Below are 24,833 nucleotides of genomic sequence, written 5' to 3' on the forward strand. Positions count from 1 at the left end.
CAAGAATTGGCGCTGAGGCTGACTCCAGTCAACTGCAAAAAAATCCTGATGCGTTCTTAATATCGTCTATGGTACGCTGCTCAGATGAACAAAATCACTGAGCTCCTGCAGCGACCACACTCTCCGTTAAGAGATAGCTTTTCTATCTTTTTACTGCTGGCACTAGCCAGCGGCGTCAATGCCCTGATCGACCCTTATGTCTCGCTCACCAGCCAGTCTATGATCTATGTGCTGGCGGTCGTTATCGCTGCATACAGTCTAAGCTGGATTTACTCTGTCACCTGCGCCCTCGCCGCGGTGGCTGCGCTGAATTTCTTTTTTGTGCCGCCGCGCTGGACCTTCCGCATCGATCAGTCGGAACATTTCATTGCCCTGATCACGATGCTGGTGCTGGCCTTGGTGATTCACCGCCTGACATCCGGCCTACGCCGCGAAACTGAGATCGCGCACCTGAATGAGCAACGTGCACGACAATTACAACATCTGGCGGTGCGACTCGCCGCATGCAATACCGCGGAAGATATTTCCAGCTTAGGGCAACAAGCGTTCGACGATTCTTTTTCCGGCGTCAACCTGCTTGGTCTGAACGACGCCAGCGGAAAACTACATGGTCGCAATGAGCTACCCGCAGCCATACGCGATGGCATGGCATGCTGCATGAAAGAAGGCAGAGTCATCGGCGCAGGCACCAATCGCTGGTCTGATCTCGACGCATGGTATTTACCCATAGCAGATAGTCACCCGCACGGGCAAATGCTGGGCGCTGTATGCATACAATCTGTTGCGGCAAATGACAGCAGCGGCCGTCAGCACGCCGAAGCGCTTTGTACGATACTAGCGCAGGCGCTCTTGCGTTTGCGGCTGAACGCCAGCATTCTGGCCGCGCAACGCGAAACAGAGCGCCAGCAATTACAAGGCATATTTTTAGCGGCGGTCTCGCATGATTTACGAACGCCATTAGCCGTCGTGGTCGGTGCCGCATCCGCTCTGCAACTTCAGCATGCCAAACTCAGCGCGGCTGAACAAGAACACCTGCTCGACAGCATCATCAAAGAAGCCGGATATTTATCGGCGCTGACAGAAAACACCCTGCAACTGGTACGTTTGGAAAACACACCGCAATCACTGGTGCGGGATTGGGAATCGATAGAAGAAATCATCGGCAGCGTGCTGGCACGGGTGCGCCAACATGACACAGACAAACGCATTCAGCTTCAGCTTCCGAAAGGCCTGCCATTGGTCAGAGTCGATCCGGTTTTGATTTCGCAACTGCTGGCGAATTTGCTGGAAAACGCCCTGAAATACACCGATGGCGACATACAACTGCACGTCAGCATACAGAGCGCACAAGGTTCTGATGAACACAACGCCGATCAGCATCAGCAATGGATGCGGATCTCGGTGAAAGACAGCGGCAAAGGCATACCAGAACACGAACAACTCAGTATTTTTGAACCCTATGTGCGCGGCGATCACACTGATCGCAGCAGCCAGCGCGGCTCCGGGCTCGGGCTCGCCGTTTGCAAAGCCATCGCAACTGTGCATGGCGGCAATCTGGTGCTGAACCAGCCGCAGGAAGGCGGCAGCGAATTCAGCTTGCAGTTGCCATTAGATGCGCAACCACCCACCGTCGCAGGAGAGTTGTCATGAGCATCCGCGTGTTAGTGGTGGAAGACGACAAAGAGATACGCTCACTGATACAGGCGTCGTTGTCTGTCGAAGGTTTTACTGTCCAAACCGCCGTCTCCATCAGCGAAGCCAGCGCCATCTTAAAACACGCGCTGCCAGACGTCGTCGTGCTTGATCTTGGCCTGCCCGACGGCAATGGCGCAGACCTCGTGCGCCATGTGCGCAAGCAAAGCAATCTGCCGATTCTGATCGTTTCAGCCAGACATCAGGAAACCGAAAAAATTGCCCTGCTGGATGCAGGCGCAGACGACTATCTGACCAAGCCATTCAGCGTCGGCGAAATGCTGGCGCGCATCCGGGTCGCCTTGCGTCACCGGGGAACCAACGTGCCCGCCGCCACGACCGAATACACGCTGGATGGATTACACATCGATCTGAGCACCCGCCTGGTCGAGCGCCACGGCCAGGTTCTGCATCTGACCAAAACCGAATTCAGCTTACTCGCACGCCTGGTGCGCAGCAGCGGCAAAGTTGTCACGCACCGCCAGCTGCTGGTCGATGTCTGGGGCGAAGAATTCATCGACCACACGCATTACCTGCGACTCTACATGGCGCAGCTGCGCGCAAAAATCGAAGACAACCCGACCGAACCCCGCTACCTGCTGACAGAAACCGGCGTCGGCTATCGCCTCGCCTCCATCTAGCGCCACCATCGTCATCTGCCACTAGCCCGTCAAAATGCTCAAAATATACTCCCCGGGGTATCTCTACAAGCCCAATGTTTCTGCAGGGATTAAGGGTGTTTTCTTAAAAACAGGGGGGAGTATGCAGAATTCTGGCTGTTTACCTGCCGTTTTGAGGATGATTTTTGTCTGTTGCCAGCGCAGGCAGAAACTTATTCCGTGCGCGTGGCTTTTCAAGTACGAAGCGGTAATACTGATAACGCAAACGTTCCCGCACCTGATCGAATAAACGGGGCTTTGGCGATGTCGGTAACGTTATGCTTTTGTCCGCATGGATAAACTGCATCTGTATTCAACATAACAAAATAGAGCAAGGTTCCATGCAAATTTCAAGGCAATTGAGGAAAATTGTCTTTTTTAACATTCCAAGTTAAGCTTCACTTTTGTCAAATTAAATTGTGTTAACCATCACAAACTTCCACCATGAAACTCCCACCTAAACCGAGGGCAATAGAATCAAAACACTTCATGGATAAGGTCACGGGAAAAACCTATCGCTTCTATACATACAAGCGTCGCCGATGCAGGCGGGTGGAGCTCAAGTCCAGAATCGTCGATCAACTTGCGGGCTACACACTTATTGAGAAAGATTTAAGAAGCGTCAGCATCTGGCTTGAGGAAATCGAAAGACTGCATACTGACGGCCCAAAAGGCAAAGACGAGAGCTATTGCGCGTCCCCAGACAGGGAGAAGTACAACATCGTTAAAGGATTATTTGTTGCTGCGTTAACGTTCTATGGCAAATGCTTCACCAAATGCGAAGGAAGACCAGTAAAGCTTGAACGAGCGCAGATCGATATTGAATTTCACGAAATCTTCGATAGATGCATTGGCCTAAGACACAACTTCGCTGCTCATAGTGGCTCCGAAAAGATTGAACATGTTGAAGTTGCATTGGTGTTTCCAGAAAAGTCCAAATCAACATCGCAATGCGAAATTTTCCGTGAGCTGCATCAACCCGACCTCTACTGGCCACTACCTCCAGATAAGACCTTAATGGAATTAGTGACCCACACGCGAGAAAAAGCTCAGGCCAAAATTGACAAGCTGATTGAAAAAATAATGAAAGAGGATGTTGCTGTGAATTATCGAAAATACGGATTGGTGCCGTGAAGGTTAACTAATCGCTCAACCAAACCCGCGATGGCATATCGCCTGCGGGTCTCATTTCATTCTGGCCCTCTGCATCATGCCGTCGCGGGTCGGTTAGCTTCAACGTTAGAAGAATCCACATGACTCCGTTACGAAGAATCAAAAAAAGAAACTCGGCAATCAAACGAATAGTTGAACTAGATCAGCGAGCTGAAACCTGCGTGGTCATCCACTACTCATGCGAGTCCTTCTACGACAAAACAGATGGTAAAACGCCACGAGTCACGTCCATTGCAGTTCGAAACTTGGCGTCAGGTCAAACAGAGTCTTTCTCTATCCACAAGATCGCGGAGCAAAGAAAGATTAATTTCGCCAATATAGAGTCAAACTATGACTCCCTTGAGAAAGAAATGCTTGACGAGTTCTACCAGCACCTCTCGAAAACAAAGCACTGCACATGGATTCATTGGAACATGCGAGATATAAATTACGGATTTCCTGCAATTGAGCATAGATACAAAGTTCTTGGTGGGAATCCAATCGAACTACCTGAAGAGCGAAAGTTTGATCTGGCGCGTGCCCTGATTGATGTCTTTGGGGTGAAGTACATAAATCATCCAAGGCTGGAGAATCTAATAAAGCTTAACAAAATGACTGCGAGGGATTTTTTGGTTGGTAAGGATGAAGCTGATGCATTTACCAATAAGGAGTTCGTAAAGTTACATCAATCAACGCTCCGCAAAGCGGACATCATGGCCAATATTTTCGAACGACTTTCTGATGGAAGCATTAAAACCAATGCAACGTGGAAAGACATATATGGCTTGTCCATGGAATCTGTCGTTGGATATATTAAGCAGCATTGGATTATTTCTGCTCTTAGCATTGTTTCGGCCATGATTGGGCTTATCGCAAAGCTCAAAGGCTTATTCTAACAATTCAATCAACCAGATGCGCTAAAGCGTCCCTCTTATTTCAAACGTTAGGTAACAGAGGTATTCATGAGTCGCCTAGACACAAGGCTAGAAAGTGAAGGAGCCGAATTTCTTGTATTGGGTCAACTACTGATTCACCGAATTCCTGCATATAAAACATATACAAATATGCCTGGCTACGATCTGGTCGCTACTAATCCAGAAAAAAATACATCTGCACGCATACAAGTAAAAAGTCGCTGGAACACTGGCGCAACAGATTTCCCAATCAAGAACTTTGATTGTGAATTTGTTGTTGCAGTTTTCCTTAATCGGGGCTCCAAAGACGGGCGCAAGGAAGTTATGGCTCCTGATTACTACGTTTTGCCAGTAAGCCTTATAACTTCTTTGCCCCGTAGTGCAAATTGGGAAAAAGTAAGCATGAAAAATGTGGAAAACCTTGAGCAGTACCGAGAGGCTTGGCACTTAATATCGTCATTCATGGAGTCTGCAATCTAACTATGCGCTCAAATCGTTCACTCCTTTGGCTGGGACGGGCTAAAGCCCGCCCATCAAATTTAAACGTTAGCCTTTATGACCGAAAGTAATCTAATTGATCAAACTGACGCGTTACTTCGAGCCATTGGTCATACTGTCGTTCGATTTCAACAAGTTGAGCAATGGCTAGCCGAAGAATTGGCTGTACTTCTACGCATGCGCGAGAAGGAAGACCAATACCTTGTCTCGGCAGCAATGAGTTTTAAGCAGAAGGTTGATCTTTTGGTAGAGATATTTCCCCGCCGAGCGGAACGCCATCCCAAACTTCCTAAAGTGGAAATGACAGATGTTCGGAAAGCACTTTATGCAGCTGAAGAGTACCGCAATCGGGTAGTTCACTCTTTTTATGCAGTGGAATGTGGCGATTCATACAAATGGGTCCGAATGAAGGGGTCACTCCGTGGTCGGGCTGGGTTTTCTCTCAATTCAGTAGATGCCAATGTCCAAATTTTTGAGGAATGCAACAACGCACTTGGAGTGATACGCGAGTGGAGTCTCAAAGATCCAGAAGCCATACGCGAAGCCACAGCCGTTCTCGCTAAATACATGAATGGCGGTGGTTTATGAAATTCCAGTATAAAAGATCGCTGTAGCGAACGACTTCGCCGCCCGAAGTGCTTTGCCCCCCAAGCTTTCTCTAAAAATTATCACCTCAACTGATGACAGTGCTATCTACTCAGGGTCAAGTACCCTATTCACCGCATCCCACACTCTCAAAACGCACAAAATATACTCCCCGGGGTATATCTACAAGCCCAATGTTTCTGCTGGGATTAAGGGTGTTTTATTAAAAACAGGGGGGAGTATGCGGAATTTAGGCTGTTCGCATCTGGTCTTATGCAATGTTTCATCCTGTTGCTGACTTAACGCCTGCTGTACGGCTCAGTAGCGCCGAACTATCTCAAAAACCACACGTCGGCTGCAAAAAGTAAATCTACCCTGCTGAACCTGCGCACCTCGCCAACAGCTGCGCCGCTGCGAGGTGCGGGCTGAGTTGTGTTGGAAAAGCGCAAGCCTGACACAGCTACTAGTGCATTCCTGATTTTTCCTTATGCTTTCCTGATACCCGCCGCGGCATAGTGCATTCCTGTTCATTGAATTTCGGGAATTGTATGAGTCAACATTCTGGCCGCGAAAGCATGGCTGCCCTCACCCTCGGTGCGCTGGGCGTGGTCTATGGCGATATCGGCACCAGCCCTTTGTACACTATGAAAGAGGTATTCAGCCCCGCGACGGGTGTGCCTTTGGATACCACGCATCTGATCGGTGCGGTGTCGGTCATCTTCTGGGGCTTGATGATGGTGGTGACGCTGAAGTATGTTCTGCTGATCTTACGTGCAGATAACCGCGGTGAAGGCGGCATCATGGCGCTCACCGCATTAGCAGCAAAAGCCGCTGGTGATACGGGGCAGCGGCGTTTAATTCTGTTGCTGACCGGTGTCTTCGGTGCGTCTTTATTTTATGGCGACAGCATTATCACTCCGGCGATTTCTGTACTGAGTGCGGTCGAGGGATTGGAGGTTGTCTCAATGGGATTCAAGCCCTATGTCTTACCGATCTCTATCGGCGTATTGATAGCCTTATTCGCCGTGCAGCGCTACGGCACATCCGTGGTCGGCAAATTGTTTGGCCCTGTGATTGTGATCTGGTTTGCTGTGTTAGCCGTCGCGGGGATCAGTGAAATCATTGTGCAACCGGCGATTCTTGCTGCACTGAATCCCTTGAACGCGATTCGTTTTTTAAGCTCACAGGGTTGGCATATTTTTATTGTGATCGGTGCGATCGTGCTCGCGTTTACGGGGGCCGAAGCGCTGTATGCAGACATGGGGCACTTTGGAAAACGCCCTATCCAATTAGCCTGGACTGGCATGGTTTTACCTGCGCTGGCGATCAACTACATGGGCCAGGGCGCTTTGCTGATGCGCGATCCGTCGGCGATTGAAAACCCGTTTTTCCGCTTATTCCCAGAGCATCTGTTGATACCCGCCGTCGTGCTGGCAACGATCGCCACCGTGATTGCTTCGCAAGCGGTTATTTCAGGCGCATATTCGATGACCAAGCAGGCGGTGCAGTTAGGGCTGCTGCCGCGCATGCAAGTGAACTTCACTTCGGCGAAAGAAATGGGGCAAATTTATATGCCCGGCGTGAACTGGTTGCTGCTTGTTGGCGTATTGCTTGCCGTTGTCGGCTTTGGCAGCTCCTCCGCGATGGCAGCTGCCTACGGGATAGCCGTGACGGTGACGATGATGATTACGACCATCTTAACTTTTTTCGTGATTCATCACGGCTGGAAAATGCCTTTCGCTTTGGCTATCACAGCGACCGGCGTATTTTTAACTTTGGATATCTTGCTGGTCGTCGCGTGTTCGCTGAAATTTCTGCAGGGTGGATGGTTTCCGCTGGCGATGGGCGTTGCGATTTTTCTGGTGATGGCAACCTGGAGACGTGGCCGCGAATTATTGATCGACAGCATACGCAAAGGTGACCCTGAGTTATTGCCGTTCGTGACCGCCTTATCCGGTGACAACACGCCGCGCGCCTCACGCACAGCGGTGTATGCCGTCGCGAACCCAGATACGGTGCCACAAGCCTTATTACATAATCTGAAGCACAATCAGGTGCTGCATGAACGCAATATCATCTTGACGGTGAAGTTTCATGATGTGCCGTGGGTGCCGTTTGAAGAACGGGTACAGGTCGAAGCCTTAGCACCGGGTTTCTGGAAAGTGAAACTGAACTATGGCTTTAAAAATACGCCGGACATTCCGAAAGCGCTGGAGTTGTGCAAGGCACATGGCCTGACCTTGAATATGTTTGAAATATCGTATTTCCTGAGCCGCGAAATCGTTGTGCCAACCAAAGGTACGGGGATGGCGCACTGGCGGGAAATTTTATTCGCGCTGATGTCGCGTAACTCACTGAGTGTCGTCGATTATTTCCATCTGCCGAATAATTGCGTGATCGAACTGGGTACGCGGGTGCAGATTTAAACCGGGCACATTTCTCAACAAAAGTCTGTTTCAAGGGGACGGTGAGATGTCATCGTCCCCTGTTGACAGTACCAGCAAACTATCCGCGCGGCCGTCATCTGTTTGTGCGGAAATCGCTGAAAAGTTATCACTCCGGCAGTTGCACAGATCCCCATCCGCCACAGAGATGCTACACAAATATCCAAAATCGTGTGCACTCAGCATATCCACCGAAACCCCTTGCCCGCTCAGCTGTGCAGCTCATGAACACAGAGATATACCACGCCCGCCAGACTAAGCCGTATGCGGGTAAATGCGTTTCAGTAAGGTCATAACGAGGTCATATTTAAGATCTATTCTCACGCCAAATGTTTCCTCCACGCATCTTTCCTAAAGCAAATCGTGCTCAAACTCCTCTCTCCTGCCGTTCGTCTGACGCAAGGTTTCCGTATCGGACATAAAGTCGCATTCATCGGCGCAGCTTTTTCTATTCCTCTTTTCATCGTGCTGACGCTGCTGTTCATCGAAATGCGGACAGAAGTTGGCATCACACATGAAAAGCAACTGGCGATACAGCAGATACACGGACACCAGAACCTGCTGACGCTGTTGAGAAAACAAAGGGCATTACAGCACCTGCAGATCAATGGCAATAAACAAGTTGCCGACGCGATCAACACCAATCAGCAGCAAATTGCTGAGATGCTGAAAAAGCAGGACGTTAGCGACGATATAAAAAAGCGCTGGCAAGATCTGATCGGGCAGCAAGCAAGCTTAAAATCTGCCGCCAGTTTTACCGAATACACAAAATTATCAGAGGGCCTGAATCAGCAAATTCAGGAGCGTGCTTATGCCTCCAAGCTCGCTCTCGACAGCGATTTCGTCACGCATGAACTGGCGAATATCTATCTGAGCGGTATTCCCTCCATCGCAGAGAAAATCGCGGTCATGTCAGCCCGTGGCGCAGCATATATCGACACTGGCTTATTTGAAGCTGGCGAAGATGTGATGCTGAATTCACTGCAACTGATGGCGAAATATGAGTTAGTGCAGTTGCGTCAGAGAGTGGATTCTTTGGAAAAAAGTAATCCCGCTTATCAGACGCAATTCAGCCCGATAAAAGCCGCGATCGCTACATCAGAACAATATCTGGAAAGAGCCAAAGATGAAGTGCTGGCTTCCGTCAATCAAAGCTCAGGAAACGCATTTTTAAAAGCCGGTGATGACACGCTGACGAATCTGAATGCGGCGAGTAATAACGTATCCACGCTGATTGATCAGCGCCTGACGCGTCACACACAACAATTGAATCAGAAAATAGCCAAAATGTTTTCCGCACTCATGTTGCTGGTACTGATCGCGAGTTATTTTTTGTTCGGAATCTATTTTGCGCTGTCGAGAGATATCAAAACACTGACTGAAAATATCGAGAGAACCGCATCAGGAGATTTGATACAGATGCCGCTGCGCACTGGCCAGGATGAGCTGGCGCAATTGATTAACGCGGTCACAAAAATGAATCAGGGCTTGAGTCATCTTGTACAAAATATCCGCACCGGCGCGGAAAACGTCAGCAACATTGCCCATCATATCCATAATGAAAATGCAGAGCTTGCCAGCCGCACTGAAACGCAGGCCGGCTCTCTGCAACAAACTGCGACCTCCGTTGAGGAACTGACCAGTACCGTCAAAGAGAATGCCGGTAATCTGGCGCAGGCCAGCAGCCTCGCCAATACTTCCGCAGAACACGTACAACACGGCTTACAGGTCATGAATAAGGCCATCGTATCGATGCAATCGGTCACCTCAGGAACGCACAAAATTGCGGAAATTATCGGTGTGATGGATGGTATTGCATTTCAGACCAATATCCTTGCGCTCAACGCCGCAGTGGAAGCCGCCCGAGCCGGCCAGGAGGGACGTGGCTTTGCGGTCGTGGCCAGCGAAGTCAGAAATCTCGCCCAGCGCAGCGCGAATGCGGCGAAAGAAATCAAGTCCTTAATCAACACATCAAGCGAAGCAGTACAACACGGTAACAACATGATTGATTCGGCAGGAAAAACGATGCAGGACATCGCCGACAATATCGCCCAAGTGACCGCTCTGATCCGGCACGTCGCAGACGTCAGCCGTGAGCAAAGCATGGGCATTTCCAGCGTGAATGAGGCGATTGCAGCGATTGACGAGATCACGCAACACAATGTCAGTCTGGCCGATGAGGGAGCGAAGTCAACCGCAAGTCTGGAAGATGAAGCATCTGCACTGATAGACGCGGTCAGTGTCTTTAAAACTTACCAGGACGCACCTGATGCCGCATATCACGGTCAGGAACAAAGGCTGAAGCTGGAAAACAGAAGCGGCAAAATGGTTTAAAAAAAACCGCAGAAACCCGGATGGAATCTGCCGTAGTAAGTTCGCGGACAATCAGGAATACAAATACTCAGGGGGCACTATCAATGCCCCCTGAGTATTTGTTAAGGTGTGAGAGTTAAGGTGCGAGCAAATTCAGTATTGAACGCAACTCATCACGGATGTAATGCAGATCCACGGGTGCTTCCACGACCTCATCCGTGTCATGGATACGCCCGGCAGCGTTGCCGAGTTTATTGCGGGCACCGTTAATCGTGAAGCCCTGCTCATATAAAAGTTCGCGGATACGACGTATCAGAAGCACTTCGTGATGCTGGTAATAGCGGCGGTTGCCCCGGCGTTTTACCGGCTTCAGTTGTGAAAATTCCTGCTCCCAATAACGCAGCACGTGTGGCTTGACGCCACACAATTCGCTCACTTCTCCAATCGTGAAATAACGCTTGGCCGGAATCGGTGGCAAGGTCACTGTTTCGATTTTAATTTCAGTCATGAGAATCTTTTAAGCAGCGTGAGCCAATGGTTGACCGCTGATATCATCGACCATGCCCTTCAATTTCTGACTGGCATGGAAGGTGACGACACGACGGGCAGTGATCGCAATTTCTTCGCCGGTCTTGGGATTACGTCCCGGACGCTGAGGTTTGTCTCTTAACTGGAAATTACCAAAGCCAGATAATTTGACCGCTTCGCCGCGTTCCAGCGCATCACGAATTTCATCGAAAAAGGTTTCCACCATATCTTTAGCTTCGCGCTTATTCAGGCCAACCTGCTCGAACAACAGTTCGGCCAACTCCGCTTTAGTTAAAGTGGGTAACTCTTTTTCCGCCTGAGAACGCGCCCTTGCTTCCAGCATCGCACGATTTAAATCGGCATCTAACACCGATTGAAATTCTGCGGAATTTACGTCATTCATTATCAAACTCATCTCGTCTATAAGGGCGTGAGCCAATCATCTTAGCGCAGCTTGGCAGCGAACTTCAAGCCTGCGGCCTGAGTCAGTGCAGTCATAGCGGCCTCAACCTTGTCATCCTGCAATGTAGCTTGAGTATCTTGTAAGCTAAAGCGGAAAGCAAGGCTTTTCTCATCAGCCTCCAGTCCCTTACCGCGATATTCATCAAACAAAACAATCGCTTGCACAATTTTGCAGGCTTCATTCCGGCCTATTTCAGCGTTAAACACGTCGATCATTTCCTGTACAGAAATGGATTGTTTAACAACAAGCGCCAGATCGCGCTTCACTGCCTGGAATTTCGATATTTCCTGATACACCGGTACCTTGACGGATTGCAAAGCGGCTGTATTGATTTCAAACACCACTGGTGCCAGCGGCAAATCGTATTTTTGTTGCAAGCGCGGATGCAGTTCGCCGATGAAGCCGACAATGTTGCCATCACATTCTATGCTGGCACTACGCCCCGGATGCAAGGCAACGTGTTCATTTTTGATGAAACGCAAGATTTTTGGTGCAAACAAAGCCTCGACATCGGCCTTGACATCGAAGAAATCAACGTTCCGCGTTGCCACGCCCCATTGCTCTTCGACGACGGGACCATAAGCGAGTCCCCCCAGATGCTTAGGTTGACGGTAACCCGCGACTTCCAGCGGACCATCCTGCACCGAAGAATCCGGCAGGTAAACCGCACCGATTTCAAACACGCGAATACGGCTGACTTTACGGTTCAGGTTATAGCGGGCATTGGCTACCAGGCTACCGATCAGATTGGTACGCATCACACTCATCTGGCTGGCGATAGGATTCAGCAACTTCACAGGCTGATCATTACCGGCAAAATCTTTTTCCCAGGCTTCCTCAACGAAGCTGTAGTTAACTACTTCCTGATAATCCATATCAGCGACCAGCCCGCGTAAATCAAACAGGGAACGCTGATTTTCCGGCGCGATCAACATGGAATTAGCGGCAACGGGCGGTAAAGCCGGAATATTCTCAAAACCATAGACGCGCGCGACTTCCTCAATCAGATCCTCTTCGATTTCGATATCGAAACGATAGGATGGTGGCGTCACCAGGAATTCACCTGTCTGCTGCGTGAATTGCAAGCCAAGACGTTTGAAAATATCGGCAATCACTTCATCAGTCAAAGGTACGCCAATGACTTTTTGTGCCCGTGCAGTGCGCAATTTCACGGGTAAACGTTGTGGCAGATTAATGATCTGATCATCAACCGGTCCCAGCTTGACCTGTTCGCGGCCACCACAAATCTCAACGATCAAAGCACTGATACGTTCGATATGTTCGACGATGTTTTCAAAATCGACGCCGCGTTCAAAACGATGACCGGCATCGGTAGAGAAATTAAAACGGCGGCTGCGGCCCTGAATTGCCTGTGGCCACCAGAAAGCAGCTTCGAGGTATATGTTTTGCGTATCCAGAGAAACAGAGGTTGAATCGCCACCCATGATGCCAGCCAGGGACTCGATCTCTTTTTCATCGGCAATCACGCCAACCCATTCATCAACCTCAACGGTATTACCGTTCAACAGTTTCAGCGATTCGCCTGCTTTACCCCAGCGCACATTGAGTCCGCCATGAATTTTATCGAGATCGAAGACGTGAGATGGACGTCCGAGTTCAAGCATCACATAATTGGAAATATCAACCAGTGCAGAAATAGAACGCTGTCCGCTACGTTCCAGACGCTGTTTCATCCAGTCAGGAGTCGGTGCTTTCGCATTGACGCCACGAATCACCCGCCCACAGAAACGGCCACACAGATCCGGCGCGGATACTTTCACCGGCAACACCTCCTGTAAGGATGGTGCAATGACGTCCGTCGCTGGCATCTGCAAAGGCGTTCCGGTCAGGGCTGACACTTCTCTTGCAACACCTAAGACGGATAAGCAGTCAGCCTTGTTCGGTGTGAGCTTGATCGTAAACTTCAGATCATTCAACTCATAGTAATCACGGAAATTCTGGCCCACTGGCGCATCTGACGGCAATTCCATCAAGCCGCCATGGTCTTCAGACAATTTCAGTTCGCGAGCAGAACACAACATGCCTTGTGATTCAACGCCGCGTAACTTGCCCACTTTAATCACGAAAGGCTTGCCATCAGCTCCCGGAGGTAAGACAGCGCCAGCCATTGCACAAGGTACACGCATGCCAACGCGGACATTCGGCGCTCCGCAAACAATATTCAACAATGTGCCGGTGCCGACATCAACCTGGCACACATTTAAACGATCAGCATCGGGATGCTTGACGATTTCACGAATCTCCGCAACCACGACATTGTTGAAAGGAGGAGCAACAGGCTCCACTTCTTCGACTTCCAAACCTGACATGGTCAACAGATGAGACAACTCATCCGAAGTCATCTTCGGATTGACCATGGTACGGAGCCAGTTTTCAGAAAATTGCATAATTCAGCCGTCTATTGTTAGATGCTTGGGCTCAGATTGCCCAAAAAAATTAGTTGAATTGCTTCAGGAAGCGCAAATCGCCTTCATAGAACAAACGCAGATCGTTCACGCCGTAACGCAACATCGTCAGGCGCTCCAGGCCAGAACCAAACGCAAAGCCTATGTATTTTTCAGGATCGAGTCCCATGTTGCGGATTACTGCAGGATGCACCTGGCCGGAACCCGACACTTCCAGCCAGCGACCTTTTAAAGGCCCGCTACCGAAAGCGATATCGATTTCAGCGGATGGTTCGGTAAATGGAAAATAAGAAGGACGGAAGCGCACCTGTAAATCGTCTGTTTCAAAAAACGCTTTTACAAAATTCAGATAGACACCTTTCAGATCCGCGAAGCTGATATCTTCGGCAATCCATAAGCCCTCAACCTGATGAAACATCGGGGAGTGTGTCGCATCACTGTCAACACGATACGTGCGGCCAGGTGCAATAATTTTGATCGGTGGTTTGCTCATGCGCGCATATCGCACCTGCATCGGGCTGGTGTGCGTACGCAGCAGCAATTGCTTGCCCTGACTATCCTTGCCATCGATATAGAACGTGTCCTGCATAGAGCGGGCTGGATGATTTTCAGGGCTATTCAAAGCAGTAAAATTGGTCCAGTCGGTTTCGATTTCAGGACCATCGGCGACGTCAAAACCAATTGAGCGGAAAATCTCTTCAACGCGCTTCCAGGTACGCATCACAGGGTGAATACCACCGATACCACGGCCACGCCCAGGCAGTGTCACGTCGATCGCTTCGGCATTTAAACGCGTCTGCAATTGCGCATCAGCCAAAGCGTCACGGCGCTCAGTTAAAGCATTTTCGATTTTGACTTTAGCTGCGTTAATCACCGCGCCCTGCACTTTGCGCTCATCCGGAGACAGTTTCCCCAGACTCTTCATCTGTTCGGTAATCTGACCACTTTTGCCCAGATACAATGCCTTCGCATTTTCAAGAGCAGCGGCATCCGGTGCCGCGAGAAAATCAGCACATGCCTGGCTGACGATTTGATCTAATGGGTTCATGCGTTGTTCCCGCTTACTCTGAAGCTGAAATAATGAGCTGAAAACAAAACGGGGCATAGGATTCAACCTCTGCCCCGCTTGATATAGCGATGTAACACATCGCAACGACTACAAATTACTTTGATTACGCAGCCAGGTTGGCTTTTACTTGATTAACAATCGCAGCAAATGCTGGTTTGTCCATCACAGCCATGTCTGCCAGTACTTTACGGTCGAGTTCAATGGAAGCTTTTTTCAAGCCGTTCATGAACACGCTGTAGGTCATACCGTGTTGACGGGTTGCTGCGTTAATACGAGTAATCCACAATGCGCGGAATACGCGTTTTTTGTTGCGGCGATCGCGGTATGCGTACTGACCAGCACGCATAACTGCTTGCTTAGCAATACGGAATACTTTACTACGACGACCACGGTAACCTTTAGCAAGGTTCAGAACTTTCTTATGACGGGCACGAGCGGTAACCCCACGTTTTACTCTAGGCATAATAACTCCTTAAAATAGTGAGTATGAGGTTAAGCGGTAGGCATCATGCGCATGACTGATGTCACATCAGACGCATTGATGTTACGTGTACCACGTAATTGACGTTTGTTTTTTGTGGTCTTTTTAGTCAAGATGTGACGCTTGAAAGCGTGGCCACTCTTCACTGTTCCACCTGGACGTACACGAAAGCGCTTCTTAGCAGAGCTCTTTGTTTTCATTTTTGGCATAACACTATCTGTCGTTGACGACAGCTCCGGTTTTATATGATGGTAGGTGGCAGCAATAAACGCTGCTCTTGGATGCCTACTTCTCACTTATTGTGATCTGTTCCTGACGAAACAGATCTTTCGTAATACCCGTACCAAACAGGTACTACAAAATACTTATTTCTTTTTCTTCGGCGCCAGAATCATAACCATCTGGCGTCCTTCCATTTTTGGAAACTGCTCTACCTGGCCGTAAGGCTCCAAATCAAGCTTCAGACGTTCAAGCACACGCATACCGATTTCCTGATGCGCCATCTCACGACCGCGAAAACGCAAAGTGATCTTTGTTTTATCGCCATCGTCCAAAAACTTGATCAGATTACGCAGCTTGATGTTGTAATCACCATCATCTGTACCAGGACGGAATTTTACTTCTTTCACCAAGATAACTTTTTGTTTCAGCTTGGCTTCGTGAGCTTTTTTCTGCTCCTGATATTTAAACTTGCCGTAATCCATCAAACGACAGACAGGAGGCTGGGCAGTGGGTGCAATTTCCACCAAATCCACATTAGCCTCTTCGGCCAAACGGAATGCCTCACTCAGTTTAACGATACCCAGAGGTTCATTATCAACGCCAGACAAGCGCACTTCAGGCGCAGTTACTTCTCCGTTGATACGATGTGTTCTTTCGGTAGCTATTGCAGTTTCCTTTAAAAAATTAAATCTTTACCATGCAATCTCACCCCAGGCAAGATAGCGGACTGATCTGTTAAACCTTATTTTCTACTTCGTTATTTAAACGAGCTATGAAGGCATCAAGAGGCATTACCCCCAGATCCAGATTGCCACGCGTACGCACAGCGACTGTATTTGCATCTCTTTCCTTATCACCGACGACTACTATGTAAGGCATTTTTTGTATAGAGTGCTCGCGTATTTTATAGGTAATTTTCTCATTACGCAAATCCGTGTTCACTCTAAACCCTTGTTTCTTCAGGATTTCAGCAACAGATTTTGCGTATTCCGCCTGAGATTCAGAGATGTTCAGCACAGAAACTTGCACAGGAGCCAACCACAAAGGCAAAGCGCCAGCATGGTTTTCAATCAAAATTCCGATGAAGCGCTCCATGGAGCCAACAATAGCACGATGCAGCATGACAGGAACTTTACGGCTATTGTCATCCGCTACATATTCAGCGCCCAGACGTCCCGGCATGAAAAAGTCAACTTGCATGGTACCGACTTGCCACGGGCGTCCCAAGCTGTCCTTCAGATGATATTCGATCTTCGGACCATAGAATGCACCCTCACCCGGCAATTCTTCCCACTCCGTCACACCGCAGGCGCGCAAGCCGGCGCGCAGCGTCTCTTCAGCAGTGTCCCATACTTCATCGCTACCAATACGATTTTCTGGTCGCAAAGCCAGTTTGATCGCAATATTTTTAAAACCAAAGTCGTCATAAACTTTCATGGCCTGGGGATGAAATGCGATCACCTCATCCTGAATCTGCTCTTCAGTACAGAAAATATGTCCATCATCCTGAGTAAAGCCTCGCACACGCATAATTCCGTGCAGAGCACCGGACGGCTCGTTGCGATGACACTGACCGAATTCGCCAAACCGCAAAGGCAGATCGCGATAGCTCTTCATCCCGGAATTAAAAATCTGCACATGCCCAGGGCAGTTCATCGGTTTCAGCGCGTAAGAGCGATTTTCCGACTCAGTGATAAACATATTGTCTTTGTAGTTATCCCAGTGCCCGGTTTTTCCCCACAGACTACTATCAAGAATCTGTGGTCCTTTCACTTCCTGGTAGCCACAGTCCCGATAAACCTTACGCATGTACTGCTCTACTTGCTGCCAGATAGTCCAGCCTTTCGCATGCCAGAATACCAAGCCCGGTGCCTCATCCTGAAAATGAAACAAATCAAGCGCCTTCCCTAGCTTACGGTGATCACGCTTTTCAGCCTCTTCCAGCATGTGCAGGTACTGTTCCTGATCTTCTTTTTTTGCAAATGCAGTACCGTAAATGCGCTGCAGCATCTCATTCTTAGAGTCGCCGCGCCAGTATGCACCAGCGAGCTTCATCAGCTTAAAGACTTTCAGCTTACCGGTCGAAGGCACGTGCGGTCCGCGACACAAATCGGTGAACTTACCTTCCGTGTAAAGAGAAACATCCTGATCAACAGGAATAGACTCAATAATTTCTGCCTTATAGGCCTCACCTATCGATTTAAAGTAAGCAACGGCCTCATCCCGCGGCAACACCTTGCGAACAACCGGCTCATCTTTTTTAGCGAGCTCAGTCATTTTCTTTTCTATCGCAAGCAAGTCATCCGGCGTAAACGGACGCTTATAAGAAAAGTCATAATAGAAGCCGTTTTCGATCACAGGACCAATTGTCACCTGTGCATCTGGAAATAATTCTTTTACTGCATAAGCCAGCAAATGCGCTGTCGAATGACGAATCACATCCAACCCATCCGCATCTTTGTCGGTCACAATAGCCAGCTCAGCATCACGCTCAATCAGGAATGAGGTATCCACCAGATTACCATCAACTCTGCCCGCGAGCGCCGCCTTTGCAAGACCAGCACCGATGCTGGCAGCTACCTGCGCCACGGTTACAGGTGCATCAAATTGACGTTGTGAACCATCAGGAAGTTTTACTGAGACCATGTCACTCTCCATAGTGGCAGAAGTTTGCCGAAATTTGCGATGAGAAAATTAAAGACGAAAAAAAAGCACGGCTAGCCGTGCTTTTTCAAAATTGATACAGACGAAAAAGATCCTCGACTAGAGTCGCTCCCAAACCATTTGCGTGGTAGTTCGCGGTGTCATAACCAGGATGCCTTTCTCGCTCTTATCTAAAAATAATTTTACTTCTTGAATTCGATGGTAGACACGATTGGACTCGAACCAACGACCCCTACCATGTCAAGGTAGTGCTCTAACCAGCTGAGCTACGCGTCTAAAGAAACCGAAGTATAGCAGAGTCCTACGGACAATTGCTAGTCCTGAACCTAACTTTTTCTGTGAGGCAGACAGTAATCGGTGTGTTTTACCTGTTTTACCATCTCAGCACACACGTGCAGCGCACCTGCAATCACTCTCAAGCTTTATTGCCTCCGGACTTCAAGCACACCACTCACTTCGCGAATGGTTGCTAAGGCTTTTTGTAATTGTGAGGTTCCGCCTATTTCTGCCGTGAATGACATGCGTGCCTGAGATTTTGCACTCTGCGTATTGACACCGACTACATTAATTTTTTCCTTAGAAAAGACCTCTGAAATATCGCGCAGCAAACCCTGCCTGTCCTGCGCCAGTACAAAAATATCAACCGGATAAACAGTGTCCTTTCCGTGTTCACCCCAGGTGGTCTGTATCACCCGTTCGGGTGCCTTATTACGCATTTCTGCGAAATTTTTGCAGGTCAGCCGGTGAATCGAAACACCCTTACCACGCGTAACAAATCCGACGATATCGTCCGGCGGTGCAGGCTTACAACACCGTGCGAGCTGCGTCATTAATCCGTCTGTGCCGACGACCAGCACACCGGACTTTGCACCCAGCGTCACACTCGATGCACGACTCTTGTTCGTGATATTCAGATCAACAGGAGCTTCAACCGGACTATCCCTGAGCGCGGTTTCTATCTGCCTGAGACTAAACTCCTCTTTACCGACGGACAGCAACAAATCATCTAACGCGGCAAATCCCAGCTTCCGCGCCAACTCTTCGAGATTGACGGCGGTTTTACCTTCACGCTGCAAAGTCTTTTCAACCATTGCCCGCCCAGATGCCAGGGTTTCCTGCTGATCAATCGCATTAAACCAAGCCCGTATTTTGCTACGGGTACGTGTACTGACAGAATACTCGGAATGCAGCCAGTCTCTCGATGGGCCGGACTGAGCAGATCCTGCCTTCAGCGTGATGATTTCGACCGTCTGCCCATTCTGCAGACGCGTGTTCAAAGGCACCATCACGCCATCAACTTTAGCACCACGGCAACGATGGCCAACATCCGTATGTAGCTGATAAGCAAAATCTACCGGTGTCGCGTCACGCGGCAACTCGATCACTCTCGCTTGTGGTGTCAGCACGTAAATCCGCTCATCAAGACTCGCAGATTTAAGTTTTTCCACCCACTCTCTTTGTATATCTTCATGCTCAACGACCGCATCAGCAACCTCGCTTTTCCAGGCAAGTAACTGTCGCAGCCAGGCGATTTTTTCGTCGTATTCTTGCGCCGTGAAGTTAGAGCCGCCACTCTCTTTATAACGCCAATGCGCAGCGACGCCGTATTCTGCGAACTGATGCATCTCTTTCGTGCGAATCTGCACCTCAAGCGGCCTGCCATCCTCAACCACAACGACCGTATGCAGGGATTTATAACCGTTGGGTTTTGGGCGGGAAATATAATCGTCAAATTCTTTCGGTATCGGTGCCCAGACGTTATGCACAAGTCCAAGTACTGTGTAACAGTCTTTGATATCGTCAACAACAACCCGGAACGCACGCACATCATAGAGTTCGTCAAAATTAACTGACTTACCCTTCATCTTTTTCCAGATACTGTAAATGTGCTTAGGACGGCCAGACACCTCGCCTTTAATCCCGGCATTTTTCAGTTCAGAAGTTAAACGCGCCAGTGCGGTCGCAACGAAACTCTCACGCTCGACACGCTTTTCTTCCAGCATCTTTGCAATGCGTTTGTATTGTGCGGGTTCAAGAAAGCGAAACGATAAATCCTCCAGTTCCCACTTCAGTTGCCACACGCCCAGCCTGTTAGCCAGCGGCGCATACAGGTTCATCGTTTCGCTGGCATATTGCTGCGTCGCGCTATCTTCACGCTTACACTCAGCAAAATAACGCAGGGTTGTGACCCTTGACGCCAACCTGATCAGGACGACCCGCATGTCAGTAGCCATTGCCAGCATCATCTTACGCAGCGTCTCCATCTGCGCTGCGGCTTTCTCAGCAGCATCTTTACCATGACCGACAGCATGATGGGTCAGTGCGGCTTCCCGGAGTTTCATCAGACGCCGTATGCCACTGACCAGATCAGCAATCTCGCGACCATAACGGGCCTCGATTTGCTCAGCCGCGACCGGGCTTAATTCAGGTAATTCAAATAATAATGCGGCGATACGAGAATCGATATCAGTACGCAACATCGCCAGCGTGGAGGCAACCCCGCGAACAAACTGCAGCGCATTTTGTCCGGTCACAACCTCTCTTTCCGCGTAAAACGGTGTGACAAATTCAAGTGCCGAAATGAGGCGGTCTTTCTCTGCCTCAGAAAGCCCTTCCAATAACTGCGATTCTGATGCGGCAACGGATGTCGATACCATACAATTCTTTATTTTTGCGCTGCTGTTACAACGATTTCTATCAACCAGTCAGGATTGGCCAGCCGGGCTTCTACGGTCGCGCGTGGTGGTGAATTATTTTCTGCAACCCACTCATCCCAGACGGTGTTCATCTCACCAATCTGACTGATATCAGACAAAAAAATCTGACAAGATAAAATCCGCGATTTATCACTACCTGCTTCCGACAAAAGGCGATCAACATGAGCAAGCACCTCTCTCGTCTGCCCGGCAATGCCCTGGCTCACATCTTCCGGTATCTGCCCGGCCAGGTAAACTATGCCATTACATATCGCCACTTCAGATAAGCGCTTACCAACGTGCAATCTCTTTATTTCCATCATTCACTCTGTTTATCATTTAACAAAAAACCACGCACCAGTTTGATTTGCTCTTCACTGACAAAAGTTGGCGCATGTCCGACGTGAGGCACTTCAATCAGCTGAGCACACGGGCCGCGCTTGGTCATTGCAAGCGCAGTATCTGCTGTCAGCAGATCAGACTCAGCACCGCGTACCAGCAAGGTTTCACAACGAATCGCATCATACGCAGCCCAGAGCATTGCCTGGCCCGCTGCAATCATTTCCGGCGTCGTCGCCTTAAACACTTCCGCCAAGGACAAATCATAATGCTTGCGCCAATGACCATCGGGCGTCTGTCGCAACACATCTCGCGCCAGCTTACTCCACTGCGCTTCAGTATGCTCACCAAATGAGAGCGAAATCGTTTTAATGTACGTAGCAGCCTCTTCGAAAGTACGAAACTGTAAATCCTCACCAATGTAAGTGCCGATTCGTGACAAAGCCTCAGGATTTAGCGCAGGCCCAACATCATTCAAGATCAGCTTACGTATCGGGTTACCTTCCAACGAAGCAATTCCCATTCCTATCAGCCCGCCCATCGAGGTACCGAGCCAATCGACAGTTGTTGCCTGCAAACGCGCTAACAAAGTCACCATGTCACTGACATATTGCGGCAACTGATAGTGCAAGGGATTGCGTAGGCGGCCAGAACAGCCACGCCCAACAACATCAGGACAGACTACCCGGTAATGGGAAGACAGAGATAAAGCGACGGCATCAAAATCATCGGCAACCCGCGTCACACCGTGTACACAGATCAGTACGTTGGAATTTTCAGGATCACCCCACTCTTTGTAGGACATGGTATGCAGTCCCGACGGAGACAAGCATTGAACGGTATTACGCCTTGGCTGCATGAGGCATTCCTCTGAGATAGTATTTTTACTACTGCTGGTAACGCACATTTTACCGATCGTTAAGCTTAAAATCATTCACATTCGCTTTGTTACGCATGCTTTTTTATATAACTAATGTCAGGAGTCAACATGCAAGCATCTTTTTTACGCGGGAAAACAGCCCTGGTAACAGGTTCAACATCAGGAATCGGCTTGGGTATTGCACACTCTCTCGCTGCCGCGGGCGCAAACATTGTATTTAATGGCTTTGGTGATCAGAATGAGATTCAGGCAATTCAGAAAGCCACTGAAGAAAAATTCAGCGTCAAAACGGCTTATCACAATGCCGATATGAGCAAAGCCAGTGAGATTACCGCCTTGATGGCATTTGCCAGCACAACATTTGGTGGTGTCGACATACTGGTGAATAATGCGGGCATTCAATATGTTGCCAATATTGAGGATTTTCCGGTCGAAAAATGGGATGCCATTATTGCGATTAATCTGACCTCCTGCTTCCATACGACAAGGCTGGCATTACCGTATATGAAAGAGAAAAACTGGGGGCGCATCATTAATCTCGCGTCCGTACACGGCCTAGTCGCGTCAGTACAGAAATCTGCCTACGTTGCGGCAAAACATGGCCTGATCGGACTGACAAAGACAACAGCGCTCGAAAACGCGCAAACGGGAATTACATGTAACGCGATTTGCCCGGGATGGGTACTGACACCCTTAGTACAAAAACAGGTCGATGCCCGCGCCGAGCGGGATAACATCAGCAATGAAGCGGCAAAAAAAGCGCTGCTCGCAGAAAAGCAGCCTTCTGGAGAATTCGTGACTCCGGAACAACTTGGGGCTCTGGCAGTATTTTTTTGTAGCGATGCCGCTAGTCAGATCAGAGGCGTCGCCTGGAACATGGATGGTGGATGGGCCGCACAATAAGCAGATTTTTCCCCTTATAAAAAAAGCCGCTGTCAGGAAACAGCGGCTTTTTCAGTTTTACATGTTAGGGTAATTTGGTCCACCACCACCTTCCGGGGTTACCCACACGATGTTTTGCGTCGGATCTTTAATGTCACAGGTCTTGCAATGAACACAGTTCTGTGAATTGATCTGCAAACGATCCTTACCATCATCGGTCTTCGTAAATTCGTACACACCGGCGGGACAGTAACGCACTTCCGGCCCGGCATATTTCGCCAGATTCACCTCAACCGGGACATTACTATTTTTTAAAGTCAGATGGATAGGCTGATCTTCCGCGTGATTCGTGTTAGAGATAAACACGGAAGACAAACGATCAAAAGTCAGTTTACCATCCGGCTTCGGATAGACAATAGGCTTAAACTCAGACGCGGGACGCAGGCATTCGTGATCAGCATGTGTATGTCTCAGCGTCCACGGTGCTTTACCGCCAAAAACGACCTGATCGATACCAACCATCAACGTACCCAGTACCAGACCTTTACTCATGGACGGTTTGAAGTTACGAGCTTTGTGTAACTCCTCGTGCAACCAGGAGGCTTCAAATGCTGTACTGTACGCAGTAACTTCATCGTATTGGCGATTTTCACCCAGCGCATCAAATACCGCATTTGCAGCTAACATCCCGGTCTTGATTGCAGCGTGACTGCCTTTGATGCGGCTGGCGTTCAGGAAACCGGCATCACAACCAATTAATGCACCACCCGGGAAAGTCAGCTTAGGCAATGACTGCAGACCACCGGCTGTAATCGCACGCGCCCCGTAAGCGATCCGCTTACCCCCCTCAAAGAACTGACGGATTTCGGGGTGAGTCTTATAACGCTGGAACTCCTCATACGGAGAAAGGTAAGGATTTTCATATCCAAGCCCGACCACATAACCGACTGCAACCTGATTATTTTCCAGGTGATACAGGAAAGAACCGCCGTAGGTCGCGTTATCCAGCGGCCAGCCGGCCGTGTGAATTACCAAGCCTGGTTGATGTTTTGCCGGATCAATTTCCCACAACTCTTTAATCCCGATACCATAAGTCTGAGGGTCTTTACCCGCATCCAGCTTATATTTTGCGATCAGTTGCTTACCAAGATGTCCGCGTGCGCCTTCAGCAAACAAAGTATATTTTGCGTGCAACTCCATGCCGAGCTGGAATGCCGGACCGGGCTCACCCTCGCGGTTCACGCCCATATTGCCGGTTGCAACGCCTTTTACAGATCCGTCGTCGTTATACAAGATTTCTGCTGCCGGAAAGCCCGGGAAAATCTCGACGCCCAATGCTTCCGCCTGTTGTCCCAGCCAGCGCACTACGTTCGCCAGTGAAATTACATAGTTTCCATGATTCTGGAAACAGGCAGGCAGCATCCAGTTCGGTGTTTTATACGCTTTAGTTTCAGATAAGAATAAAAACCGGTCTTCTGTCACCTCAGTATTCAGAGGTGCGCCAAGTTCTTTCCAGTCAGGGAAAAGTTCGGCCAGCGCTGTCGGGTCCATCACAGCTCCGGAGAGAATATGCGCACCAAGCTCACCGCCTTTTTCCAGCACGCAAACGGAAACTTCATTTCCTTTTTCCGCGGCAAGCTGCTTGAGTTTGATCGCGGCAGACAAGCCTGCAGGACCGCCGCCGACAATGACGACATCGTACTCCATCGCATCGCGGGGACCGTACTGTTCAAGAATGTTTTGGGTCATGACTGTAATCGCTTTAAAATAATTTTCGAACGAACGTGCTAAATTAATCACCGCATGTTATCTGTTGGACTGCCAATGCGCAAGCAAGCGATTAGACGAAGACATCCATTGCGGAAAAACTGACTCTTAGTGTTGGCGAAAGATAATTATCGCAGAGCAGTGTTCAGCCCGCACCAA

Annotated in this window: 20 protein-coding genes, 1 tRNA gene and 1 pseudogene; 9 read left to right on the forward strand and 13 right to left on the reverse strand. The window is 49.3% G+C overall.

Annotated features, from left to right (window positions below; genetic code table 11):
- Positions 1–84: 84 nt before the first annotated feature.
- The 8 genes and pseudogenes from ACPAOP_RS10365 to ACPAOP_RS10400 form a co-directional block, all read left to right on the forward strand.
- Positions 85–1,650, forward strand: a complete 1,566-nt coding sequence (locus ACPAOP_RS10365) for an ATP-binding protein (protein ID WP_423707917.1) — start codon at positions 85–87, stop codon at positions 1,648–1,650.
- A complete protein-coding gene (locus ACPAOP_RS10370) occupies positions 1,647–2,333 on the forward strand; it encodes a response regulator (RefSeq protein ID WP_423707918.1) in 687 nt (228 codons plus the stop codon). The genes ACPAOP_RS10365 and ACPAOP_RS10370 overlap by 4 nt, the downstream gene beginning before the upstream one ends.
- 462 nt (positions 2,334–2,795) lie before the next feature.
- The gene (locus ACPAOP_RS10375; protein ID WP_423707920.1) at positions 2,796–3,485 is read left to right on the forward strand and encodes a hypothetical protein; all 690 of its coding nucleotides are present in this window, start codon (positions 2,796–2,798) and stop codon (positions 3,483–3,485) included.
- 119 nt (positions 3,486–3,604) lie between these two features.
- Positions 3,605–4,399, forward strand: a complete 795-nt coding sequence (locus ACPAOP_RS10380; protein WP_423707922.1) for a hypothetical protein — start codon at positions 3,605–3,607, stop codon at positions 4,397–4,399.
- Positions 4,400–4,465: 66 nt separating this feature from the next.
- Positions 4,466–4,897: a hypothetical protein gene (locus ACPAOP_RS10385; RefSeq protein ID WP_423707924.1), complete on the forward strand. Its 432-nt coding sequence runs from the start codon at positions 4,466–4,468 to the stop codon at positions 4,895–4,897.
- Positions 4,898–4,972: 75 nt separating this feature from the next.
- Positions 4,973–5,503: a hypothetical protein gene (locus ACPAOP_RS10390; RefSeq protein WP_423707925.1), complete on the forward strand. Its 531-nt coding sequence runs from the start codon at positions 4,973–4,975 to the stop codon at positions 5,501–5,503.
- A 545-nt stretch (positions 5,504–6,048) separates the two neighbouring features.
- Entirely contained in the window at positions 6,049–7,926 is a 1,878-nt protein-coding gene (locus ACPAOP_RS10395; RefSeq protein ID WP_423707927.1) for a potassium transporter Kup, read from the forward strand.
- A 1,761-nt stretch (positions 7,927–9,687) separates the two neighbouring features.
- A pseudogene (locus ACPAOP_RS10400) lies at positions 9,688–10,278 on the forward strand (methyl-accepting chemotaxis protein); the annotation flags it as partial.
- Positions 10,279–10,393: 115 nt separating this feature from the next.
- On the opposite strand, the gene ACPAOP_RS10405 reads toward ACPAOP_RS10400, so the two are convergent.
- The 12 genes from ACPAOP_RS10405 to ACPAOP_RS10460 all read right to left on the reverse strand — a co-directional run bounded on the left by ACPAOP_RS10405 (position 10,394) and on the right by ACPAOP_RS10460 (position 21,950).
- Entirely contained in the window at positions 10,394–10,765 is a 372-nt protein-coding gene (locus tag ACPAOP_RS10405; protein WP_423678745.1) for a MerR family transcriptional regulator, read from the reverse strand.
- 9 nt (positions 10,766–10,774) lie between these two features.
- Positions 10,775–11,188: an integration host factor subunit alpha gene (locus tag ACPAOP_RS10410; protein ID WP_186885145.1), complete on the reverse strand. Its 414-nt coding sequence runs from the start codon at positions 11,186–11,188 to the stop codon at positions 10,775–10,777.
- A 41-nt stretch (positions 11,189–11,229) separates the two neighbouring features.
- The gene (gene pheT, locus ACPAOP_RS10415) at positions 11,230–13,656 is read right to left on the reverse strand and encodes a phenylalanine--tRNA ligase subunit beta (RefSeq protein ID WP_423707929.1); all 2,427 of its coding nucleotides are present in this window, start codon (positions 13,654–13,656) and stop codon (positions 11,230–11,232) included.
- Between the two features lie 49 nt (positions 13,657–13,705).
- Positions 13,706–14,722, reverse strand: a complete 1,017-nt coding sequence (pheS, locus tag ACPAOP_RS10420) for a phenylalanine--tRNA ligase subunit alpha (protein WP_186885143.1) — start codon at positions 14,720–14,722, stop codon at positions 13,706–13,708.
- A gap of 124 nt (positions 14,723–14,846) precedes the next feature.
- Complete coding sequence (rplT, locus tag ACPAOP_RS10425) at positions 14,847–15,206, reverse strand: 50S ribosomal protein L20 (protein WP_186885142.1); 360 nt, start codon at positions 15,204–15,206, stop codon at positions 14,847–14,849.
- Positions 15,207–15,235: 29 nt separating this feature from the next.
- Entirely contained in the window at positions 15,236–15,433 is a 198-nt protein-coding gene (gene rpmI, locus ACPAOP_RS10430) for a 50S ribosomal protein L35 (protein WP_038493025.1), read from the reverse strand.
- Positions 15,434–15,589: 156 nt separating this feature from the next.
- Positions 15,590–16,111, reverse strand: a complete 522-nt coding sequence (gene infC, locus ACPAOP_RS10435) for a translation initiation factor IF-3 (RefSeq protein ID WP_423682286.1) — start codon at positions 16,109–16,111, stop codon at positions 15,590–15,592.
- Positions 16,112–16,181: 70 nt separating this feature from the next.
- The gene (gene thrS, locus ACPAOP_RS10440) at positions 16,182–18,092 is read right to left on the reverse strand and encodes a threonine--tRNA ligase (RefSeq protein ID WP_423707931.1); all 1,911 of its coding nucleotides are present in this window, start codon (positions 18,090–18,092) and stop codon (positions 16,182–16,184) included.
- Positions 18,093–18,309: 217 nt separating this feature from the next.
- Positions 18,310–18,386 (reverse strand) — tRNA-Val (locus tag ACPAOP_RS10445).
- 146 nt (positions 18,387–18,532) lie between these two features.
- Positions 18,533–20,767: a RelA/SpoT family protein gene (locus ACPAOP_RS10450; RefSeq protein ID WP_423707932.1), complete on the reverse strand. Its 2,235-nt coding sequence runs from the start codon at positions 20,765–20,767 to the stop codon at positions 18,533–18,535.
- 8 nt (positions 20,768–20,775) lie between these two features.
- On the reverse strand, positions 20,776–21,126 hold the full coding sequence (locus tag ACPAOP_RS10455; protein WP_423707933.1) for a RidA family protein: 351 nt from the start codon (positions 21,124–21,126) through the stop codon (positions 20,776–20,778).
- Complete coding sequence (locus tag ACPAOP_RS10460; RefSeq protein ID WP_423707935.1) at positions 21,126–21,950, reverse strand: alpha/beta fold hydrolase; 825 nt, start codon at positions 21,948–21,950, stop codon at positions 21,126–21,128. Before ACPAOP_RS10460 ends, ACPAOP_RS10455 begins: the two co-directional genes overlap by 1 nt.
- A gap of 183 nt (positions 21,951–22,133) precedes the next feature.
- On the opposite strand from ACPAOP_RS10460, the gene ACPAOP_RS10465 reads away from it, so the two are divergent.
- A complete protein-coding gene (locus ACPAOP_RS10465; RefSeq protein WP_423707937.1) occupies positions 22,134–22,928 on the forward strand; it encodes a 3-hydroxybutyrate dehydrogenase in 795 nt (264 codons plus the stop codon).
- Between the two features lie 57 nt (positions 22,929–22,985).
- Here ACPAOP_RS10465 and ACPAOP_RS10470 read toward each other — a convergent pair whose 3' ends face one another.
- Complete coding sequence (locus tag ACPAOP_RS10470) at positions 22,986–24,614, reverse strand: electron transfer flavoprotein-ubiquinone oxidoreductase (protein WP_423710006.1); 1,629 nt, start codon at positions 24,612–24,614, stop codon at positions 22,986–22,988.
- Between the last annotated feature and the right edge of the window lie 219 nt (positions 24,615–24,833).

The organism is Undibacterium sp. WLX3042 (genome assembly GCF_049544825.1).
Classification (GTDB): domain Bacteria; phylum Pseudomonadota; class Gammaproteobacteria; order Burkholderiales; family Burkholderiaceae_D; genus Undibacterium.

Bases quoted from the DNA above. Each gene is read 5' to 3' on its own strand.
- thrS (WP_423707931.1), bottom strand. From the start codon at position 18,092: ATGGTCTCAGTAAAACTTCCTGATGGTTCACAACGTCAATTTGATGCA.
- pheT (WP_423707929.1), bottom strand. From the start codon at position 13,656: ATGCAATTTTCTGAAAACTGGCTCCGTACCATGGTCAATCCGAAGATG.
- ACPAOP_RS10460 (WP_423707935.1), bottom strand. From the start codon at position 21,950: ATGTCCTACAAAGAGTGGGGTGATCCTGAAAATTCCAACGTACTGATC.
- rpmI (WP_038493025.1), bottom strand. From the start codon at position 15,433: ATGCCAAAAATGAAAACAAAGAGCTCTGCTAAGAAGCGCTTTCGTGTA.
- pheS (WP_186885143.1), bottom strand. From the start codon at position 14,722: ATGAACCCATTAGATCAAATCGTCAGCCAGGCATGTGCTGATTTTCTC.
- ACPAOP_RS10465 (WP_423707937.1), top strand. From the start codon at position 22,134: ATGCAAGCATCTTTTTTACGCGGGAAAACAGCCCTGGTAACAGGTTCA.
- ACPAOP_RS10450 (WP_423707932.1), bottom strand. From the start codon at position 20,767: ATGGTATCGACATCCGTTGCCGCATCAGAATCGCAGTTATTGGAAGGG.
- ACPAOP_RS10455 (WP_423707933.1), bottom strand. From the start codon at position 21,126: ATGGAAATAAAGAGATTGCACGTTGGTAAGCGCTTATCTGAAGTGGCG.
- ACPAOP_RS10390 (WP_423707925.1), top strand. From the start codon at position 4,973: ATGACCGAAAGTAATCTAATTGATCAAACTGACGCGTTACTTCGAGCC.
- ACPAOP_RS10380 (WP_423707922.1), top strand. From the start codon at position 3,605: ATGACTCCGTTACGAAGAATCAAAAAAAGAAACTCGGCAATCAAACGA.
- ACPAOP_RS10395 (WP_423707927.1), top strand. From the start codon at position 6,049: ATGAGTCAACATTCTGGCCGCGAAAGCATGGCTGCCCTCACCCTCGGT.
- ACPAOP_RS10385 (WP_423707924.1), top strand. From the start codon at position 4,466: ATGAGTCGCCTAGACACAAGGCTAGAAAGTGAAGGAGCCGAATTTCTT.
- rplT (WP_186885142.1), bottom strand. From the start codon at position 15,206: ATGCCTAGAGTAAAACGTGGGGTTACCGCTCGTGCCCGTCATAAGAAA.
- ACPAOP_RS10365 (WP_423707917.1), top strand. From the start codon at position 85: ATGAACAAAATCACTGAGCTCCTGCAGCGACCACACTCTCCGTTAAGA.
- ACPAOP_RS10405 (WP_423678745.1), bottom strand. From the start codon at position 10,765: ATGACTGAAATTAAAATCGAAACAGTGACCTTGCCACCGATTCCGGCC.
- ACPAOP_RS10375 (WP_423707920.1), top strand. From the start codon at position 2,796: ATGAAACTCCCACCTAAACCGAGGGCAATAGAATCAAAACACTTCATG.
- ACPAOP_RS10370 (WP_423707918.1), top strand. From the start codon at position 1,647: ATGAGCATCCGCGTGTTAGTGGTGGAAGACGACAAAGAGATACGCTCA.
- ACPAOP_RS10470 (WP_423710006.1), bottom strand. From the start codon at position 24,614: ATGGAGTACGATGTCGTCATTGTCGGCGGCGGTCCTGCAGGCTTGTCT.
- ACPAOP_RS10410 (WP_186885145.1), bottom strand. From the start codon at position 11,188: ATGAATGACGTAAATTCCGCAGAATTTCAATCGGTGTTAGATGCCGAT.